Annotated in this window: 16 protein-coding genes; 12 read left to right on the forward strand and 4 right to left on the reverse strand. The window is 62.5% G+C overall.

Annotated elements, in window-relative coordinates; genetic code table 11:
- Positions 1–17: 17 nt before the first annotated feature.
- Both lptF and lptG read left to right on the forward strand, forming a co-directional pair.
- Entirely contained in the window at positions 18–1,127 is a 1,110-nt protein-coding gene (gene lptF / locus BMY52_RS10240; RefSeq protein WP_090254080.1) for an LPS export ABC transporter permease LptF, read from the forward strand.
- A complete protein-coding gene (gene lptG / locus BMY52_RS10245; RefSeq protein ID WP_090254082.1) occupies positions 1,124–2,185 on the forward strand; it encodes an LPS export ABC transporter permease LptG in 1,062 nt (353 codons plus the stop codon). Before lptF ends, lptG begins: the two co-directional genes overlap by 4 nt.
- Here lptG and BMY52_RS10250 read toward each other — a convergent pair.
- A complete protein-coding gene (locus tag BMY52_RS10250) occupies positions 2,182–2,703 on the reverse strand; it encodes an RDD family protein (protein ID WP_090254084.1) in 522 nt (173 codons plus the stop codon). The genes lptG and BMY52_RS10250 overlap by 4 nt on opposite strands.
- Before the next feature lie 125 nt (positions 2,704–2,828).
- On the opposite strand from BMY52_RS10250, the gene BMY52_RS15855 reads away from it, so the two are divergent.
- The 10 genes from BMY52_RS15855 to htpX all read left to right on the forward strand — a co-directional run bounded on the left by BMY52_RS15855 (position 2,829) and on the right by htpX (position 14,226).
- On the forward strand, positions 2,829–3,236 hold the full coding sequence (locus tag BMY52_RS15855) for a PilZ domain-containing protein (RefSeq protein WP_143050466.1): 408 nt from the start codon (positions 2,829–2,831) through the stop codon (positions 3,234–3,236).
- Between the two features lie 82 nt (positions 3,237–3,318).
- The gene (locus BMY52_RS10260) at positions 3,319–4,800 is read left to right on the forward strand and encodes an NfeD family protein (RefSeq protein ID WP_090254086.1); all 1,482 of its coding nucleotides are present in this window, start codon (positions 3,319–3,321) and stop codon (positions 4,798–4,800) included.
- Entirely contained in the window at positions 4,797–5,681 is an 885-nt protein-coding gene (locus tag BMY52_RS10265; RefSeq protein WP_090254088.1) for a slipin family protein, read from the forward strand. Before BMY52_RS10260 ends, BMY52_RS10265 begins: the two co-directional genes overlap by 4 nt.
- Positions 5,678–6,574, forward strand: a complete 897-nt coding sequence (gene xerD, locus BMY52_RS10270; protein WP_090254089.1) for a site-specific tyrosine recombinase XerD — start codon at positions 5,678–5,680, stop codon at positions 6,572–6,574. Before BMY52_RS10265 ends, xerD begins: the two co-directional genes overlap by 4 nt.
- Positions 6,575–6,682: 108 nt before the next feature.
- Complete coding sequence (locus BMY52_RS10275; protein WP_090254091.1) at positions 6,683–7,417, forward strand: DsbC family protein; 735 nt, start codon at positions 6,683–6,685, stop codon at positions 7,415–7,417.
- 115 nt (positions 7,418–7,532) lie between these two features.
- The gene (gene trxA, locus BMY52_RS10280; protein ID WP_090254093.1) at positions 7,533–8,396 is read left to right on the forward strand and encodes a thioredoxin; all 864 of its coding nucleotides are present in this window, start codon (positions 7,533–7,535) and stop codon (positions 8,394–8,396) included.
- A gap of 119 nt (positions 8,397–8,515) precedes the next feature.
- Positions 8,516–10,411 (forward strand): DNA topoisomerase IV subunit B, encoded by a 1,896-nt coding sequence (gene parE / locus BMY52_RS10285; protein WP_090254094.1) that lies wholly within the window; start codon positions 8,516–8,518, stop codon positions 10,409–10,411.
- Between the two features lie 246 nt (positions 10,412–10,657).
- Entirely contained in the window at positions 10,658–10,891 is a 234-nt protein-coding gene (locus BMY52_RS10290; RefSeq protein ID WP_143050467.1) for a hypothetical protein, read from the forward strand.
- A 13-nt stretch (positions 10,892–10,904) separates the two neighbouring features.
- Positions 10,905–13,151 (forward strand): DNA topoisomerase IV subunit A, encoded by a 2,247-nt coding sequence (gene parC, locus BMY52_RS10295; RefSeq protein WP_090254098.1) that lies wholly within the window; start codon positions 10,905–10,907, stop codon positions 13,149–13,151.
- 184 nt (positions 13,152–13,335) lie between these two features.
- Positions 13,336–14,226 (forward strand): protease HtpX, encoded by an 891-nt coding sequence (gene htpX / locus BMY52_RS10300; protein WP_090254100.1) that lies wholly within the window; start codon positions 13,336–13,338, stop codon positions 14,224–14,226.
- Positions 14,227–14,339: 113 nt separating this feature from the next.
- On the opposite strand, the gene BMY52_RS10305 is transcribed toward htpX, so the two are convergent.
- The 3 genes from BMY52_RS10305 to epmB all read right to left on the reverse strand — a co-directional run bounded on the left by BMY52_RS10305 (position 14,340) and on the right by epmB (position 19,487).
- Complete coding sequence (locus tag BMY52_RS10305; protein WP_090254173.1) at positions 14,340–16,436, reverse strand: EAL domain-containing response regulator; 2,097 nt, start codon at positions 16,434–16,436, stop codon at positions 14,340–14,342.
- A gap of 115 nt (positions 16,437–16,551) precedes the next feature.
- Complete coding sequence (locus tag BMY52_RS10310; protein WP_090254102.1) at positions 16,552–18,315, reverse strand: hypothetical protein; 1,764 nt, start codon at positions 18,313–18,315, stop codon at positions 16,552–16,554.
- A gap of 164 nt (positions 18,316–18,479) precedes the next feature.
- Positions 18,480–19,487, reverse strand: coding sequence for an EF-P beta-lysylation protein EpmB (gene epmB / locus BMY52_RS10315; protein WP_090254104.1), 1,008 nt, complete (start codon positions 19,485–19,487; stop codon positions 18,480–18,482).
- Between the last annotated feature and the right edge of the window lie 136 nt (positions 19,488–19,623).

Raw genomic sequence — 19,623 nt, forward strand, 5'->3', positions numbered from 1 at the left:
CACCGGGGTGACTCGAGATGCCGTTGAAGGTATTGGACCGTTACCTGATCCGCGAGATGCTGTTCACGCAGATGGCGGTGATCTTGGTGTTGCTGCTGATCATCCTGGGCGGCATGCTGGCCCGTCTGCTGGGTGAAGTGGCCGAGGGGCGCATCCCCGCGGATGTGTTGCCGATGATTCTCGTCCTGGGCTCGTTCCGGGCCCTGATCCTGCTGCTGCCGGTATCCCTGTTCCTGGCGGTGATGCTGACTCTGGGACGATTGTACAAGGACAGTGAGATGGCCGCGCTGAAGGCCTGCGGCGTGGGCTATGGGCGGCTGTTCGGTACCGTGATGTCGATTACCCTGCCGCTGAGCGTGCTGCTGGCAGCGCTCTCGCTGTATGTGGGCCCCTGGACCACCTTGCAGGTGGATGAGATTCGCGCCGAGACGGCGCAGCGTTCGGATCTCATGGGAATCACGCCCGGACGCTTTCTGCAGGCCGGTAGTGTGGGGGGCACGGTGTTCTTCGTGGAATCGTTCTCCGATGACCGTGAGGTGATGCATAACGTCTTCATTCAGCGGCGCCAGGGTGAGGACACCGAGGTGGTGGTCGCCCGCCGCGCCGAGCAGCAGATCGACCCCGGCAGTGGTCAGCGCTTTCTGGTGCTGCGCGACGGTCATCGCTACGAAGGCAGCCCGGGAGATGCGGATTTTCGCATCATTCAATTCGCCACTCATGGGGTGCGCATGCCCGATCCCAGGGCCGTGACGGTGCGCAATCGAACGGATAATGTGCCCACTGCCCAGCTGTGGGGATCCGACCGCCTGGAGCACCGGGCAGAACTGCAATGGCGCCTGGCTGCGCCGTTGTCCATGTTGCTGCTGGCCGTTCTGGCCCTGCCGCTGTCTTACACCTCGCCGCGTCAGGGGCGGTTCGCCAAGCTGGCTGCCGGGGTGGGGATCTACGTTGTCTATGCGCAGATGCAGATGATGTCCAAGGACTGGTTTGCTGACGGTCAGACCCCGGCCTGGCTGGGTATGTGGTGGGTACACCTGAGCCTGCTGGCCGTTGCGTTGGTGCTGCTGTGGCGACAGTACGGCACCTACTGGATGCTTCGCGGCTGGCGACGGGCGAAACTGGCATGAACATCCTGCGCCTCTACATTGCCCGACAGGTGATCGGCGGTACGCTGCTGGCGCTGCTGGTGCTCACCGCCCTGGATGTGGGTTTTGCCTTCATTGCCGAGATCGACGATGTCGGGGAGGGGGCCTACGGCTGGATTCAGGCCCTGCTGTACACGGGGTTGACGGTACCGCGCCGACTCTACGAGTTGTTCCCCACCTCGGTGCTCATCGGTGCCTTGCTCAGCCTGGGTACGGTGGCCGAGAACAGCGAGCTCACGGCCATGCGTGCGGCGGGGGTGTCAGTTTCCCGCATCATCACCGCAGCGCTGCAGGCGGGTGTGGTCCTGATGCTGGCGGCAGTGCTATTGGGCGAGGTGGTGGCCCCGGCCAGCGAGCGTCAGGCCCAGAACATGCGCACCTTCTCCCATTCTGACCAGATTCAGGTGGGCGGTATCGGATTGTGGGCCCGGGATGGGAATGACTACCTGAACGTGCGGGTGATCATGCCGGGGTTGCGGCTGCACGATCTGCGGGTTTACCGGTTTGATGACGCGCAGCGCATGACCGAGTCCATCCGCATCGCCAGTGCCCACTACCAGGACGGACAATGGCATATGGAGGACGTGGTGCGCAGTCATGTCTCGGTGGCGGGTGTGGAGGTGGGACGTGCCGATACTGAACAGTGGGACCGTTTGCTGGCCCCGGAACTGTTCGACGTGATTGTGGTGGAGCCGCGGCAGATGTCCGCCTGGACCCTGGCGCGCTATATCGGCTATCTGCGTGATAACAACCTGGAATCGGCGCCCTATGAACTGGCCTTCTGGACACGCTTCACCACGCCCCTGTCCAGCCTGGTGATGCTGCTGCTGGCCGTTCCCTTCATCTTTGGTTCGCTGCGCACCGGTGGGGCGGGGCAGCGCCTGTTCATCGGCATCCTGATCGGCGTGGGGTTCCACCTGCTGAATCGGATGCTGAATCACATGGGGTTGGTGTACGGCATGCCGCCGCTGCTGGCGGCGGCGTTGCCCATGGCCGTCTTTTTGTTGATTGCCCTGTGGGCCATCCGGCGGGTGCGCTAGACCTGTCCGGCCTTGTGGTCAGGCAGTCGGATCAGGCGTGTGCCCGACCAACGGTCGTGGAGCATGAATTTTTGCGGGTGGCGCAGGGTCCAGATCAGGCCGGCCACCACGATCAGCGCCACCACCAGGGCCACGGGCCACCAGCCCTGACGCCAGGCGTGCAGGCCTCCCAGCAGGAAAATCCACTGACTCATGGCCAGTACAAAGCGGCGCAAGGCCTGCACCCAGGTGGCTGGCTGGCCCTGAAAATTCACCAGGCGCACGCGCCAGGTCTGCATGGCCAGGGTGATGCCGCTGTGAGTCCAGAACCAGCCGAAATAAAAAAACGCCACCCCGAGGATGAGCAGCACGTAGGCGGGATACAGGGGATGATCCACGGTCAGGCCGGTGACCACGGTCACCAACAGGGTGGTGAGCATCAGCGCCGACAGCGCCAGCAGGCCGTCATACATCCAGCAGGCCATGCGGCGCAGCAGTCCAACAGGTTTGTGCGAGGAGGGTTTCGCGGTTTCGGTCATGGGGGAGCCTGGGTAAAGCGTGAGGAGCGGCCATTATACTGATCCCCCCGGTAAGGAGAACCGGCCCTTACAAACGCAGCGCACAATCCTATACTCGGTAAACGAATGCTGACAGGATCAGCGCAATGGCCACGATGGTGAGGCAAACCATGGCAGAGGAAGAGCAATACGGCAGGCGGCATTTCCATCGGGTGACCTTCGAGGGTGTGGCCTTTCTCACCTTCGACAGCCCCGATGAAATTCGCGTGGAACTGGTGGATCTGTCGCTGCAGGGTGTGCTGGTGCGAACCCCCACCCTGCTGCCACCCCGCAGGATGGGCGACTATGGTTATCTGCGGGTGCCGCTGGATTCGGAGAACAACATTCTGGTGATGGTGCAGGTGGTGCGCATGGATGGCCATGACCTGGGGCTGCGGGTCACCCAGATGGATCTGGAAAGTGCCCAGCATCTGCGTCGCCTGGTGGAGTTGAATCTGGGCGATGAGGCATTGCTCAGCCGTGATCTGGCCGCCCTGATGGACAGCGGGCCGTAGGGAAGGAAACCTTGCGCCGGTTCCCATGGTCAGAATCCCCTGATGCCTGTTGGCCCCAACGCTTGAAGGCTAGGCCGGTCCCATGAAACGACTCGCAACGCCCTTTGCCCACCGAATCCTGATCTGGTGCCTGCTGTTGCTCGTGGGCGCCGGATGGGCCCTGTTCAGTCATGCCCAGGAGAACGGCAACAACGATGAACGGGGGGTGGGCGTGGTGCTGGATGTGGAGGGTGCCATCGGCCCGGCGACCAGCGATTACTTCGCACGCGGACTGCAATCGGCCCGGGAGATGAATGCCGAACTCGTGGTGGTCCGCATGGATACCCCGGGGGGGCTCGATACCTCCATGCGGGACATGATCAAGGCCATCCTTTCTTCCCCGGTGCCCGTGGCCACCTATGTCACGCCCTCGGGGGCCCGTGCCGCCAGCGCCGGTACCTACCTTTTGTATGCCAGCCATGTGGCGGCCATGACCCCGGCCACCAACCTGGGTTCGGCCACACCGGTGCAGATGGGAGGTCCGCCCGGCATGCCCGATGAAGATCAGGGCGAATCCGATAACGGGGAGGACAACGGTGCCAATGAGGCCGCCGATGGCGATGCGGAAACCACCGATGAGGGAGAGGCCGATCCTTCGGAGCCCCGCCGCGGCTCGACCGCCATGGAACGCAAGGTGCTGGAAGATGCCGCGGCCTACATCCGGGGTTTGGCCGAGTTGCGCGGACGCAACGCCGACTGGGCCGAGGCGGCGGTGCGCGAGGCCGTGAACCTGACCGCCACCGATGCCCTGGAAAAGAACGTGATCGATGTGGTGGCGGAGGATATCCGGGATCTGCTGGGGCAGATTCATGGTCGCACGGTGAAGATGGACGTGGGTGAGCGGGAACTCAATACCGAAAACCTGGAACTGGTGGAAATCGAACCCGACTGGCGAACCCGCCTGTTGTCGGTGATCACCAACCCGAACATTGCCTACATCCTCATGCTGGTGGGCATTTACGGCATCATCTTCGAACTGGCCAATCCAGGCAGCATTTTCCCGGGTGTGGTGGGGGCCATCAGTCTGGTCCTGGCCCTGTATGCCTTTCAGGTTCTGCCCATCAACTATGCGGGTCTGGCGCTGATCGTTCTGGGGATTGGCTTCATGATTGCCGAGGCTTTTCTGCCCAGCTTCGGAATACTGGGTATCGGAGGTGTCGCCGCTTTCGTGGTCGGCTCCATCATCATGGTGGACGGGACCAACCTGCATATCTCCATCCCCCTGATTGGTGGCACGGCCCTGGTGTCCGCGGTGTTCTTCATCTGGGTGCTCAGCAAGCTGATGAAATTGCGCGGGAGGCAGGTGACCACCGGTCGAGAGGAGTTGATCGGGGCCCGGGGGGAGGCCTTGAAGGATTTCACCAAGGGATCCGGTCGGGTCTGGCTGCATAGCGAATCCTGGCTGGCCCAGTCTCAGATGCCCATCTCCAAGGGCGATGCAGTCCGCGTGACCGGCATGAACGGCCTGACGCTGACCGTCGAGCCCGTGTCTGATCAAGAAACTTCTACAGGAGTTGCAACATGATAACAGCCCTTCTGGCCCCCCTGGCCCTGATTCTGGGCCTGCTGATCCTGTCGATACGGATCCTGCCTGAGTATGAACGTGGCGTGATCTTCTTCTTGGGGCGCTTCCAGGCGGTGAAGGGCCCCGGCCTGATCATCGTCATCCCCGGGATTCAACAGATGGTTCGCGTGGATCTGCGCGTGATCACCCTGGATGTGCCCAGCCAGGACGTCATCTCCCAGGACAACGTGACGGTAAGGGTCAACGCGGTGCTCTATTTCCGGGTGGTGGATCCGGAAAAGGCGATCATCCAGGTGGAGGACTTCAATAACGCCACCAGTCAGCTGGCCCAGACCACCCTGCGTTCGGTGCTGGGGAAGCATGACCTGGATGAGATGCTCTCGGAACGGGACAAGCTCAATGACGATATCCAGACCATCCTGGACCAGCAGACTGATAGCTGGGGCATCAAGGTGGCCAACGTGGAGATCAAGCACGTGGATCTCAACGAGAGCATGATCCGCGCCATTGCCCGCCAGGCCGAGGCCGAACGTGAACGGCGAGCCAAGGTCATCCACGCCCAGGGTGAATTGCAGGCGGCGGTCAAGCTCACCGAGGCGGCTGACATCATGTCGGGCAACCCTCAGGCGCTGCAATTGCGCTATCTGCAAACCATGAGCGACATGGCCACGGATAACGCCTCCACCATCGTCTTCCCGTTCCCCTTCGACATGCTCAAGGCCTTCATGGGGAGCGATGATTCCGGTCCCCAGGGGGGCGGCGCAGGCAAGCCCTCCCGGCCGGCCAAGACGTTGGAAGAGGCTGCCCAGACCACCGTGGCTGCCGACGAAGGACCGGCGGAGGATACGACGCTGCCGCGCCGCCCCAAGGATGATAAATGACCCAGGCGTCGCCGGTGATCGACCGGTTTCTCGACGCGATGTGGATGGAACATGGCCTGAGCGAGCATACCCTGGCCGCCTATCGTTCGGACCTGTCCGGTCTGGAGCGCTGGTTGGACGGGCAGGGGGGTGATCTGGCTGGGGCAGACCGTCATCTGTTGCTGGCTTACCTGGCGCAGCGCCTCGAGCAGGGGGCTCGGCCTCGGAGCATGGCGCGTCTGCTCTCCACCCTGCGGCGTTTCTATGGGCACTTGCTGCAAGTCGGGCAGATCCGTGAGGATCCCACGGTACGTATCGACGCACCACGACTGGGTCGCCCCCTGCCGGATAGCCTCACGGAGGCAGAAGTGGATGCCCTCCTGGCGGCGCCGGACACGGAGGACACCACGGGCCTGCGTGACCGGGCCATGCTGGAACTGCTGTATGCCACGGGGCTGCGTGTCTCGGAGTTGGTGGGCTTGCGGCTCGGGCAGGTGAGTCTGAACCATGGTGTGGTACGCACCCAGGGCAAAGGGGGCAAGGAGCGCCTGGTGCCCCTGGGGGAGGAGGCCCTGGACTGGCTGGAGCGTTACCTGGCCGAATCCCGCCCGGGGTTGATGCAGGGGCATGGACAGTCCGAAGCCCTGTTCGTGACTCGCCGTGGGGCGGGGATGACCCGCCAGGCCTTCTGGTACATGATCCGCCGTCGTGCCCAGACGGCGGGCATTCACAAGCCTCTGTCGCCTCACACCCTGCGACACGCCTTTGCCACACACCTGCTCAACCATGGCGCCGATCTGCGGGTCGTACAGATGCTGCTGGGGCATTCCAGCCTCTCCACCACGCAGATCTACACCCACGTGGCCCGGGAGCGGCTCAAGACGTTGCATGCGACGCATCATCCCCGGGGCTGAACCCAAGCCTTCCGGGATGGTCTTTTGATCAGCGCCCCTAGTAATATGACCCGCGTTTCAGTCCGGTGACACCGCGACCGCGGCCTACTACATTCCAAGAGTTGAACCATGCCCAGCTACCGCATTGTCCTTGTCATGATCGTCCTGCTGGCCCTGCCGGGCCTTTCCCATGCCGACGCCGATGTTCCCCGCGAGTTGCGCGAGCGCATCGAAACCCTGGCGCCTAACGCCCAGGTCAGCAACGTGAGTGAAACCCCCATCGAGAACCTGTACGAAGTGCGCTTTGGTGCGCAGATCTTCTATATGAGCGGGGATGGCCGTTACGTGCTGGAGGGGGAGATGGTGGAACTGGACACACGCCAGAATCTCACCGCATCGGCCCGTTCCCAGGGGCGTCAGGAAATCCTGAAAGACCTGAGCGAAGACAGCATGGTGGTTTTTCCGGCCGAGGGTGAGGCCCGTCATGCCATCACTGTCTTCACCGATGTGGACTGCCCCTACTGCCGACGTTTGCACGATGAGGTGGCCGATCTGAATGAGCAGGGTGTGACCGTTCGTTACCTGATGTTCCCCCGCGCTGGTGAAGGCTCCGAGACCTACGAGAAGATGGTGTCCATCTGGTGTGCCGATGATCGCGCTCAGGCGATGGATCAGGCCAAGTCCGGTGACTCCATCAACCGGGATGCGTGTGAAACGCCGGTGCGTGAACACCTGCGGGCGGGGCAGATGATGGGCGTGAATGGCACGCCGGCCATTGTGTTGGAGAGTGGCGACATGATTCCCGGTTACCGTCCAGCGGGTGAGATTGTCCAGATGATTCAGCACGTATCCGGTGGTCGTTGATCCCGCCAGTGACTTGAAATCTGAATGTTTGCCCCGAGAGTAAAAAGGCATCCGCCGGCCCTCGGCCGGGGGCACACCCATTTGGTACAAGACAAGTTCAGTACAAGGTCCACTCATGAGCACTTCCCCGACCCTTATTGATGTCACCCAGGACAACTTTCACGCCGTCGTCATCGAGGGCTCGCAACAGCGCCCGGTACTGGTGGATTTCTGGGCGGATTGGTGTCAGCCCTGCCAGATGCTCATGCCCATCCTGGCCAAGCTGGTCGAGGAATATGCCGGTGGGTTTGTGCTCGCCAAGGTGAACAGCGACCAGCAACAGGAACTGGCCCTTCAATATGGCGTGCGCAGCCTCCCAACCGTATTGGTCTTCCGCGATGGCGAACCGGTGGATCAGTTCATGGGGGTGCAGCCGGAGTCCACGATCCGTCAGTTGCTGGAGAAGCACCTGCCTGGGCCGGGTTCCGAGGCACGTGGGGCTGCACGGGAAGCGCTGAAAGCGGGGGATGCCAACGCCGCCTTGGCCCAACTGGAGATTGCACGCGAGGCCAACCCGGAGGATGAGGCGCTCAAGATCGATCAGGCGCGTGCCCTGCTGATGCTGGGCCGCGTGGATGAGGCAGAGGCCGTGATGAAAACGGTGCCCGTGCATCTTCACCAGGAGGATGCGGGTCGGCGCGTGGACGCTGAGCTTCGGCTGGCCCGGGCGCGCGGCGATCTGGCAGAGCTCCCCGCCCTGGAGGCCCGCCTGGACGAGCACCCGGACGACCCGGAGGCACTGCACCGGGTGGGGGCCGCGAGGCTTCTGGAAGGCGAATACGAGCCGGGTCTGGCCATGCTCATGCAGCTCATGAAAAAACATCGCCAGTATGGCGAGGATGCGGGCCACAAGGGGCTGCTGGCGGCGTTCGAGTTGCTGGGAGCCCGGCATCCGCTGGTGAATGACTATCGTCGCAAGATGATGGCGCTGATGTTCTGAGCCGGGCTTGAACCACTGTTTCCATCCCGGGTCAGGGGAGGCGGCCGGGTGCCGGACTTGCCACCCACGATGATGTCCCATACAGTACCCGCGCCCTGGCAGACGACGATTGCACGCGCATGAGCGCCTCATCTTCCTATACCTCATCCGATATCGAAGTCCTCTCCGGACTCGACCCGGTGCGCAAGCGCCCCGGGATGTACACCGATACCTCCCGGCCCAACCACATGGCCCAGGAGGTGATCGACAACTCCGTGGACGAGGCCATCGCGGGTCACGCCAATCGCATGGACGTGATCCTGCACGCGGATGGTTCCGTATCGGTCACCGATAACGGTCGCGGCATGCCCGTGGACCTGCATCCCAAGGAAAAACGCCCTGGGGTGGAGGTGATCCTGGGCACGCTGCATGCCGGCGGCAAGTTTTCCAACAAGAGCTACCGCTTCTCGGGTGGTCTGCATGGTGTGGGCGTGTCGGTGGTGAATGCCCTGTCGGAAAGGCTGGAAGTCACCATCCGGCGTGACGGCAAGGAACACCACATGCGCTTTGCCGACGGCCACAAGGTCACCGACCTGAAGGTGGTGGGCGAGGTGGGCAAGCGCAATACCGGCACCTGCCTGCGCTTCTGGCCCAACGGCCAGTATTTTGATACCCCCCGGTTTTCCGTGCCCCGTCTCAAGCACATCCTGCGGGCCAAGGCCGTGTTGTGCCCTGGGCTTGCGGTGTCCTTCTTCGACGAGATCACCGGCGAGCGCTGCGACTGGTGCTACGAGGCGGGCCTGCGGGATTACCTGGTGGAATCCCTGGACGGCGCCGAGCAAGTGCCCGATGAGCCCTTCATGGGGAGCGTCAGCGGCGAGACCGATGCGGTGGACTGGGCGGTGGTGTGGTTGCCTGAGGGGGGCGAGGGCGTGGCCGAGAGCTATGTCAATCTCATCCCCACGGCCCAGGGGGGCACCCATGTGAATGGTCTGCGCACCGGCCTGACCGAGGCAGTGCGCGAATTCTGCGAATTTCGCAACCTGGTGCCCCGGGGCGTGAAACTGGCCCCGGAAGACGTCTGGGAGAATGTGGCCTATATCCTCTCCTTCAAGATGCTTGAGCCCCAGTTTGCCGGCCAGACCAAGGAGCGTTTGTCGTCCCGCGAGGCAGCTCCGTTTATCTCCGGCGTGGTCAAGGACAGCTTCAGCCTCTGGCTGAACCAACACCCGGGGGCCGGGGAGCGCATCGCCGAGCTGGCCATTAACAGCGCCCAGAAGCGTATGCGGGCCGGCAAGAAGGTGGTCCGTAAGAAGGTCACCCAGGGGCCCACCCTGCCAGGCAAACTGGCCGATTGCGCCGCCCAGGATCTGGGTCGCACCGAGCTGTTCCTGGTGGAAGGGGATTCCGCCGGTGGCTCCGCCAAGCAGGCCCGGGACCGGGAGTTCCAGGCCATCATGCCCCTACGGGGCAAGATCCTGAATGCCTGGGAGGTGGATCCGGACCAGATACTTGCCTCCCAGGAGATCCACGACATCACCGTGGCCATTGGCGTGAATCCAGGCGCCGAAGATCTCAAGGATCTGCGTTACGGCAAGATCTGCATCCTGGCGGACGCGGACTCCGATGGCCTGCACATTGCGACACTTTTGTGTGCCCTGTTCGTGCGGCATTTCCGGCCGTTGGTGGAGCAGGGGCGGGTGTACGTGGCCATGCCGCCGCTGTTCCGGGTGGATGTGGGCAAGGAGATCTTCTACGCCCTGGACGAGGACGAGAAACAGGGCATCCTGCAGCGCATTGCGGCCGAGAAGAAGAAGGGCAAGGTGGCAGTGACGCGGTTCAAGGGGTTGGGCGAGATGAACCCGTTGCAGCTGCGCGAGACCACCATGGCCCCGGATACCCGCCGGCTGGTCCAACTGACGCTTGAGGCCGGCGATGACACCCTCGCCCTGCTGGACATGCTGCTGGCCAAGAAGCGCGCCTCCGACCGCCGAGGCTGGCTGGAGTCCAAGGGACATCTGGCAGAAGTGGATTGAGCGGGGCCAGAAGCCCCTCTCCCCTCACCCCAGCCCCTCTCCCCGGAGGGGAGAGGGGCTGAACTCCCTTCTTACCTGCGGTGAGAATGTGTTCGGAGATGAGGGGTTAAACTCCCTTCTCCCCCGCGGGGAGAAGGGCGGGGATGAGGGGCACGGCGGGCACTGTGCCGGGGTTTTTCCCTCATTCCAACCCCCTTTCCTCGAACAAGGAGAGGGGCTTAACTTCAGGAATCGACAGGTATACACGTGGCAAAACCAATGGTTGGATTCGGAACGCGCCTGGGGCTGATCCTGCTCAGCTTCGCGGGCATCATCATCGCCATGACCGGTATTCTGGAGCTGGCCTCCGGCGGCGTGGGCAGCTTCTATCCGCCTGAGTGGCGTTTTCCCGGCTACGCTGTGGTCATGATCGTTGGCGGGTATCTGATGATGGCGCCCATGGGCTGGATCTACATGCGGGATGCCAAAACCGATGACTGAGTTCCGCTGATCCATGAGCCATCTCGAACTGAACCTGGACGGCGTTGAACAGCAGCCGCTGCGCACCTTTACGGAAAAGGCGTACCTGGACTATTCCATGTACGTCATCCTGGATCGTGCACTGCCCCACGTGGGCGATGGCCTCAAGCCCGTGCAGCGGCGGCTGATCTATGCCATGAGTGAGCTGGGCCTGTCGGCCCTGTCCAAACACAAGAAGTCCGCCCGTACCGTGGGCGATGTGCTCGGCAAGTACCATCCCCATGGGGATTCCGCCTGTTATGAGGCCATGGTGCTGCTGGCGCAGCCTTTCTCATCCCGTTATCCGTTTGTGGACGGGCAGGGCAACTGGGGCTCCCCGGATGATCCCAAGTCCTTTGCCGCCATGCGCTACACTGAGGCGCGCCTGTCCCCCTACGCCCAGTTGCTCCTCTCGGAGCTGGGGCAGGGCACGGCGGATTGGGTACCCAACTTCGATGGCACCATGGAAGAACCCAAGGTGCTGCCGGCCCGATTGCCCAACGTCCTGTTGAATGGCGGCTCGGGAATTGCCGTGGGGATGGCCACCGACATCCCACCCCACAATCTTCGTGAGGTGGCGCGTGCCTGCATCTGCCTGCTGGAAAACCCGGATGCCGGGCTGGAGCAGATCTGCGAGCACATTCAGGGTCCGGATTTCCCCACCGAGGCGGAGATCATTACACCACGCCGGGAACTCATGGCCCTGTATCGCACCGGTCATGGCAGCCTGCGCATGCGTGCCCGCTTTGAGCGGGAGAATGGTGACATCATCGTCACGGCACTGCCATTCCAGGTGTCCGGGGCCAAGGTGCTTGAGCAGATCGCAGGGCAGATGAATGCCAAGAAACTGCCCATGGTGGAAGACCTGCGGGACGAGTCGGACCATGAGCATCCCACCCGTCTGGTGATCACACCCCGCTCCAACCGTGTGGATCTGGAGGGCCTGATGGCCCACCTGTTCGCCACCACCGACCTGGAGCGCAGTTACCGGGTCAATCTGAACCTGATTGGTCTGGATGGCCGGCCCCAGGTGAAAAGTCTGCCGGTGCTGCTGGCCGAGTGGCTGGAATTCAGGGTCGAGACGGTGCGCCGTCGCCTGCAGTGGCGCCTGGACAAGGTGCTCAAGCGTCTGCACGTCCTGGAAGGCCTGCTGATCGCCTACCTGAATATCGATGAGGTGATCCGTATCATCCGTGAGCATGACGCGCCCAAGCCTGTGCTCGTGGAGCGCTTTGGTCTCACGGACATCCAGGCTGAGGCCATCCTGGAACTCAAGCTGCGCCACCTGGCCCGCCTGGAGGAGATGAAGATCCGCGGCGAGCAGGATGAGCTGGAGCAGGAGCGGGATCATCTGCAGTCGGTACTGGGTGCCGATGCCAGGCTGCGTGGTCTGGTGCGTGACGAGATCGAAGCGGATGCAGAGAAATTCGGCGATGATCGCCGCTCGCCCATCGTTGAGCGTGCTGCGGCCCAGGCCCTGGATGAGTCTGCTCTGGTCCCCGCCGAACCCCTCACCGTGGTGCTATCGAAGATGGGATGGGTGCGCGCCGCCAAGGGGCATGAGGTGGATGCCCAGGGGCTGAATTACAAGTCTGGCGATGCCTATCAATCCGATACACAGGGGCGAAGCAACCAGCAGGCCGTATTCCTGGATTCCACGGGGCGCACCTACGCCCTGGCCGCGCATACCCTGCCATCAGCTCGAGGGCAGGGTGAGCCGATCTCGGGGCGGCTGTCGCCACCCGATGGGGCACGCTTCGTGGGGGTGATGATGGGGGCAGGGGAGGACCTGTATCTGATGTCCACCGATCACGGTTACGGCTTCATCTGCCGCCTGGAGGATATGATCTCCCGTAATCGCGCTGGCAAGGCGGTGATCACCGTGCCCCAGGGGGCCAGCGTGCGTCACCCCATGCGGGTGCGCGACCCTCAGCACCAGTATCTGGCGGCGGCCACCACCGACGGTTATCTGTTGCTTCTCCCCCTCTCGGAGCTGCCCTGCATGCCCCGGGGCAAGGGCAACAAGATCATCAACGTCCCCGCTGCCCGCCTCAAGGCCGGTGAGGAGTTCCTGGCAGACCTGACCCTATTGGACGCCGGTGACAGCCTCACCGTGGTGGCCGGCAAGAAGTTCAAGACCCTCAAGCCGGATGAATGGCGGGAATACCTGGGAGAACGCGGCCGACGCGGCACCAAGCTGCCCCGAGGCTTCCAGAAAGTGGACATCCTCAGGCCTAATTGAGGAAAAGCAGGAAAAGGGGACAGACCCCTTTTTCTCTTTCCTCTTTGACCCTTTTCCCGCCTGGTAGCTGAGAAAAAGGGGTCTGTCCCCTTTTCCTGCTTGTGGGGCGCGCTTGAATTTTTAACTGGAAACCCCATCTAATAAGCCGGTTAGAATCGGCAATCTTCTCATTGACGGAGAGAACATGAAGCGTATCGCCCTTTTCCTGGCCACTAACCTGGCCATTATCGTGGTGCTCAGTATCACCCTGCGGATTCTGGGCGTGGAACAGATCCTGGATGAGTCAGGCACTGGCCTGAATCTGAATGCCCTGCTGATCTTCGCGCTGGTGTTTGGTTTCGGTGGCTCGTTCATCTCCCTGGCCATCTCCAAATGGATGGCCAAGAAGACCATGGGTGTCAAGGTGATTGAACAGCCCGGCAACCCTACCGAACAGTGGCTGGTGGATACCGTGCGTCGTCAGGCCAAGCAGGCCGGGATCGGCATGCCCGAGGTGGGTGTTTTCGACTCCCCCGACCCCAACGCCTTTGCCACCGGCATGAGCAAGAATAACGCCCTCGTTGCGGTGAGCACGGGCCTGATGCAAAACATGGGGCAGGATGAGGTGGAAGCCGTTTTGGGTCACGAAGTGAGTCACGTGGCCAATGGTGACATGGTGACGCTGGCCCTGATCCAGGGGGTGGTGAACACCTTCGTGATCTTCCTGGCTCGGGTGATCGGGCATTTCGTGGATCGGGTGGTGTTCAAGAACGAAGAGGGCCACGGGCCTGCCTTCTGGATTGCCACCATCGTTGCGGAGATCGTCCTGGCCATCCTGGCCTCCATCATCGTGATGTGGTTCTCCCGCCAACGGGAGTTCCGCGCCGACACCGGTGGTGCCAGTCTTTCCAGTCGGGACAAGATGATCTCGGCCCTGGAACGTCTGCGTGCCGCCCAGGGTCAGCCGTCGCAGATGCCGGATCAGATGCAGGCGTTCGGTATTCGGGGCGGTGGTGTGACCCAGGGCCTCAAGCGCCTGTTCATGACGCATCCGCCCCTGGAAGAGCGGATCATGGCGCTGAAGTCCGGGCGCTGAGATCGGCGCGTTCGCCCCTCACCCCACCCCCCCCTTCTCCCCCAAGGGGAGACGGGCTAGAACTCCCTTCTCCCCTTGGGGGAGAAGGGTCGGGGATGAGGGGAGAGGGGGCTTTAACCCATGGTCGAGAAGTCGTATTCCAGGTTTTCAGAGGGCGGCTGCAGGAAGTTGCCCTGGATGTAATTGATCCCCAACCCCCACAGGATGGACAGGCTGTTGGCGTCTTCCACCTGCTGGGCGAGGATCAGGCGGTTCTGTGAGTGGGCCGTGTCCGTGATCTGGCGCATGGCCTTCTGGTTCTCTTCGCTGCTGTGCAGATTCTTGGTGAATGAGGCATCCACCTTGAGGTAGTCCGCCGGGAAGTGGTTAAGCACCTGGAAGGGATTCAGGCCGTTGCCGAAATCTTCCAGAGCCAGTTGGCAGTGGACACTCTTGAGCGCTTTGGCAAATTCCTTGGCCTGTTTCAGATAGGCCACCACCGTATTCTCCTTGAGCTCAAACACCACGCATTCTGCGGGAATGCGGTATTCCTTGAGGCGCTCCATGATCCAGGGCAGCATGCCCGGATCGTGAAGTGAGCCGGCGGTGATCTTGATGAAAAAGAGGGTCTCGTGGCCGTCCTTGCGTTGTGCCGCCAAGCGCTGTACTGCATGGTTGATCACCCAGCGGTCCAGGGCCTTGGCCATGTCAGTGCGCTCGGCGCTGGGCATGAAATGGGCAGGGCTGATGGCTTCACCATTCTCATCCAGCAGCCGCATGAACACCTCGTAACGCTCGCCGCTCTCGCCGTGCAGACTCACCACGGGCTGATACAGAAGGTGGAGGCGGTTGTCCCGGATCGCCTCGCTGATGCGGGCGGTCCAGGTCTCGTCCAGTTGCTTTTGGGTCATCTCCCGTTCCTTGGGGCGATAGATGACCACGTGGTGGCCGTTACCTTCCCGGGCGGCCTGCTGACAGGCCTTTTGGGCACGGGAGAGCAACTCATTCATATCGGGGGCATTTTCATCGATCTGGGCCACACCCATGGAGGCGGTGCAGGTCAGGGAGCGGCCCTCCACATCGCAGATGTGATTGGCGATGGTTTCCAGGATGCCATGGGTGAAGCGTTCCAGCGTCTCGCTTTCCCATTGCCGGGTAAGAATGGCGAAGGCCTCGCCGTCGAAGCGCGCAACGATATCATCCTCCGCACAGACTTCCTCCAGCAGCTTGCCGATATCTCCCAGCACCAGATCACCGCCGGCCACCCCCACCGTATCGCGGATGCTGGAAAAGCGGTCGATACGAAGTTCGATCAGTGAGGCGTTGCCGTTGCCCTGGGTGGCCTTGCTAAAGGCATCCTGCAAGCGCTCCATGAAATACTGGCGATTGTACAGGCCGGTAATGAGATCTCGCTGGGCCAGGTAGTTGAGCTGCTTTTCCAGCTCCCGGGTGTTGCTGGTGCGGTTACGGATGAGGATCTGGGTGCAGGGCTCACCATCGATGGTGGCGGGGCTGAATTCCATCTGCACAGCCAGGGATTCACCGCCTGCGGTGCGGATCTGCAGATCCAGGGGCTTGGGGTCGGAGGTCTCCTGGTCCTGCCCCCGGTTGCGCTCATAGGCGCGCAGGAAGTCCTTGAGTGCCTGTTGGTTTTCCCGAGAGACCATGTCCATGAGGGGAATGCCCTCGATGTCGTCCAGGTGAGAGTAGCCGAACAACTCCAGGTAAGAGGTGTTGGCGTAGGTGTGCATGCCCTCATGGACGTAGGCAATGGCGTCACGGGAGCTGTCCAGGAGGGTCTTGCAGCGTCTTTCCGTGTCCCTGAGGCCAGACTCGTAAGTCTTCAGGCGGCGCCATTGCCGCTGGAACTCGGCGGCCCGTGTGACCACGTAACGCAGGTGGTCCAGGCGGTTTTTCTGCACCATGTCGTGGGCGCCCATTTCCATGCAGTCCACCACGTCCACATCCGGGGACGTGGCCACGGCCACGATGGGGGCATGGCGACCCATGCTCTTGTTGGCCTTCACCACCTTCGCCAGGGTCAGGCTGGGGTGGTTCAGGGTGCAGATGATCACGTCCGGGGTGTGACTGCGAAGCTTTTCGTGGAGTTCTTCCTCGTCTTCCGCGCGTTCCGGTCTGACCGCAAATCCGGCGGACTTGAGGGTGCTGACCATCATCTCGGCGTCGTTGAGATCATCATCGATGATCAGAAGGCGGATGATATTTTCCATGCGATCCGGGCCTGCTCGGGCGGGAAACATGATCGACGGTTACGCCGATCCCCCATGTTGTCCGGCGATTATACAGACAATGCCTGAGCGGTCACCAACGAGCGGGCTGGATACGCTAGAGGATGTCTGGCCAGAGTGCCTCTTCCCGGTCTGTCGTTTCGCGGTCAGCGTCCCCTCTGGACGGTGCCGGGAGGAATTGGAATTGAGTGAACAGACTGGACTGGGTTTCGATGGCAGAGAGGGTGATCTCACGGGTGCGGCCTGCCAGGGTGACGGACACCCGTTCGTTCGTCTCGAACAGGCCAGCCCGGCAGATCAGGGTGGCACGTTGTTCCAGTACCTTGACCCGCGGCAGCAGCAGGCTCGGGACAGGGCGCCCCAGGGGGCGACCATGCCGCATCGGGCTGATCTCTGCCGGCATGGCCTTGGGAGCCAGCATCTTGACGCCCACTTCCAGGCTGGAATCGCTGTGATTGCGTATCCAGCGGACCATGCCGGGGCGCCACTGTCCGCGTCCCGAGGTGGAGTCCCGCAGGGCGATGAGCTCACCTACCTGCACGCGCACGCTCATGTCGCCCCGCCAGCCCAGCCGGAAGCCACCGGCGCTGGCGTCGAGGACCTCCCAGGGACTGGGTGTGGGGTTGTTCTCCTGGGTGGGCGGCGGCGCTGAATGGTCTGCCGTGGTGCGGTCAGTCACCAGATTGCCTTTGGCAATGGCGTCCCAGACGCTGGAACTCACATCCTGGGGCAGGTCTGCCAGGTAGCGCACGGTAATGCCCTCGCCCTGGTCGCGTGGGTTGTCAGACATCCTTTCCAGGGACAGTTCCTCAAAGGCCATGTCCCGCTCTTGCTCCTGCCCGAGTGGACGGAGTTCAGGGTTCACGGCCTCGCGGATCACGGAGTGGATGGCATTGATGCCCAGCATGACGTCAATGTGGCCATCGCGTGACATGCGGCTGAAGCGACGTCGGGCGCTGTTGGTCCACGCCTGAAGGACGCGGGCTGCGGTGTCTGCGTGGAGCGGGCCGAGGGTATCCTGACTGTTGCTGCGCATCCCTTCCCGTATCTGACGGATCAACGGGAGCAGGTTGAGGTAACGCACGGTTTCATGCCGGCTGGCCTCGGACTCATGAATATGGGCCGGTGGCTCATCAGCGCCTGGGGCCACCACGTAGAGGTAGCCGGCATTGTCCGCCACCGGGGATGCGGTGATGGCACAGGCATCAGCGGCTTTCTCCAGGTAGCGGGCCACGGCGTCGGCATCTCCCTGATGCAGGGTGAGCGGTTCCGCCAGGCTGTAGAGGCTCATCTGCTTGTAGGTTTGCGCCACCGTGCAACGCCGCTGAACATCCAGATGGGGATCCTTGATTTCCTGGGTGGCGAGTTGTTTTTGTTCAGCCAGGTGGTAGAGCCAGTGGGCCTGTTCCCACAACCCCTCGGGCGTGGGTTGGTACAGACGCCCGGCGTGAAAGTGGCTTTCCGCCAGGGCGCGCATGGCCCGATGAATGGCCAGGGCCAGGTGGCGCGGGGCCAGAGCATTCGTGCCGGAACTGCCCGCCTGTACCACCTTGAGGTAGCCGGTGGCGACCTCGTGAAGAAGGTCGGTGTTGATGTTCGCAATGCGCTGGCTGCGGGCGGGTAGCGGCAGGGCGCGACTGATGAAGTGTCGGGCCAGCTGATCACCGATCAGTTTACGGGTCGGGCGCAGCAGTTCGAGGATTTCCAGGCGGTCGTAGGGGGAGACCTGCGACTGGTTGAATGCCGTCAGGCCCTGGTAAAACAGTCGGGTGGTTTCGCCGGTGTTGGCCAGGGGCAGGCTCTTGAGCCAGCGCTTGACCTTGCGTGGCTGCGTGGGGAATGGCTCGGTGTCCAGGTGCATTGATGGGGTCCCGACCAGCATGGCGGCGTGCTCCAGCGTGTCTCTTGAGTGCATACAGAGACATTAAAAAGTGTGACGTAGTTCACTTATTTTATAGCGCACGTCGAGAATATTTACAAATAAGTGTGTGGGGTAGGGTTCGTATGGGGGGGATATGAGTGGGATCAGATCACCGGGGACTTTCCGGCGGCCCCAGGGATTTCCCGGACCAGCCGGGGTAGCAGGTAGCCGGGCTGATCGGCCGCCAATGCCTGCATGAGTTCAACGGCAACGACATCTTCCACCGCGAAATGCGTGGCCCCGCACACCGGGTCCAGCAGGTGCAGGTAATAAGGCTGCACGCCCGAGTCGAACAGGGCCTCGCCAAGATCACGCAGGGCAGCGACGTTGTCATTGACGCCACGCAAGAGAACGGCCTGATTGAAAATTCGCACACCGGCCTGAGCCAGGGCCGCGAAGGCGTTACGGGTGGACGGATCGAGTTCCTGGGCGTGGTTGGCGTGGATCACCATCACCACTCGCAGACGGGTATCAGCAATCCATTGAATGAGATCCGCGCCAATGCGTTCGGGAAGGATCACCGGTAGCCGGGTGTGCAGCCGCAGGGTGCGCAGGTGGTTGATTCGGGCAAGATCCCTTGCCATGGCCGCCAGTTCCCCGTCGGTCAGCATCAGCGGGTCGCCGCCGCTGAGAATGACCTCATGGATGTCCGGCCGCGCGCGCAGCCAGGCCAGTGTGTGTGGCCAGTGGTTGCGCCCGGCCGAGGCCTGCCCATAGGGGTAATGGCGGCGAAAGCAGTAACGGCAGTGAATGGCGCAGGCCCCGGTGGCGATCAGCAAGGCCCGGCCCGCGTATTTCTGGATGACGCCCGGGGCGGCCATGGCATCAAGGTCCCCCACCGGGTCTTTCACGAATCCGGGCGCTTGCTGAAGCTCGTTTCCCATGGGCAATACCTGGCGCAGCAGGGGGTCGTTCGGGTTGCCCGACTGCATGCGGGCCACGTAGCTCTCCGGCACCTTCAGGCGAAACTGCTGCGCCGCCATCCGGGCCGTGGGCAGCAATCCTGCATCCAGGTCCAGGCGTCGGATCAAAACCTCGGGATCGGTGATGGCTTGGGCCAGTGCCGTCTGCCAGGCGCAAGCCTGACGGTCGGCAGTCAATCGCGTTATCATTGGCGGCTTTACCCAGAGGGCGGACACGGGACAGTCGGTCATTTTGCCGCGTTTCCCGGGCCCGGTGCCAGTTTCGCCCCGGATGCGTCCGGCATCCACGGTTTTCCCTTACCCCAATGCGAGCCCGAGGGGCTCG

This window comes from Ectothiorhodospira marina (genome assembly GCF_900109495.1).
GTDB lineage: Bacteria > Pseudomonadota > Gammaproteobacteria > Ectothiorhodospirales > Ectothiorhodospiraceae > Ectothiorhodospira > Ectothiorhodospira marina.

Bases quoted from the DNA above. Each gene is read 5' to 3' on its own strand.
- lptF (WP_090254080.1), top strand. From the start codon at position 18: ATGCCGTTGAAGGTATTGGACCGTTACCTGATCCGCGAGATGCTGTTC.
- lptG (WP_090254082.1), top strand. From the start codon at position 1,124: ATGAACATCCTGCGCCTCTACATTGCCCGACAGGTGATCGGCGGTACG.
- BMY52_RS10250 (WP_090254084.1), bottom strand. From the start codon at position 2,703: ATGACCGAAACCGCGAAACCCTCCTCGCACAAACCTGTTGGACTGCTG.
- BMY52_RS15855 (WP_143050466.1), top strand. From the start codon at position 2,829: ATGGCCACGATGGTGAGGCAAACCATGGCAGAGGAAGAGCAATACGGC.
- BMY52_RS10260 (WP_090254086.1), top strand. From the start codon at position 3,319: ATGAAACGACTCGCAACGCCCTTTGCCCACCGAATCCTGATCTGGTGC.
- BMY52_RS10265 (WP_090254088.1), top strand. From the start codon at position 4,797: ATGATAACAGCCCTTCTGGCCCCCCTGGCCCTGATTCTGGGCCTGCTG.
- xerD (WP_090254089.1), top strand. From the start codon at position 5,678: ATGACCCAGGCGTCGCCGGTGATCGACCGGTTTCTCGACGCGATGTGG.
- BMY52_RS10275 (WP_090254091.1), top strand. From the start codon at position 6,683: ATGCCCAGCTACCGCATTGTCCTTGTCATGATCGTCCTGCTGGCCCTG.
- trxA (WP_090254093.1), top strand. From the start codon at position 7,533: ATGAGCACTTCCCCGACCCTTATTGATGTCACCCAGGACAACTTTCAC.
- parE (WP_090254094.1), top strand. From the start codon at position 8,516: ATGAGCGCCTCATCTTCCTATACCTCATCCGATATCGAAGTCCTCTCC.
- parC (WP_090254098.1), top strand. From the start codon at position 10,905: ATGAGCCATCTCGAACTGAACCTGGACGGCGTTGAACAGCAGCCGCTG.
- htpX (WP_090254100.1), top strand. From the start codon at position 13,336: ATGAAGCGTATCGCCCTTTTCCTGGCCACTAACCTGGCCATTATCGTG.
- BMY52_RS10305 (WP_090254173.1), bottom strand. From the start codon at position 16,436: ATGGAAAATATCATCCGCCTTCTGATCATCGATGATGATCTCAACGAC.
- BMY52_RS10310 (WP_090254102.1), bottom strand. From the start codon at position 18,315: ATGCACCTGGACACCGAGCCATTCCCCACGCAGCCACGCAAGGTCAAG.
- epmB (WP_090254104.1), bottom strand. From the start codon at position 19,487: ATGATAACGCGATTGACTGCCGACCGTCAGGCTTGCGCCTGGCAGACG.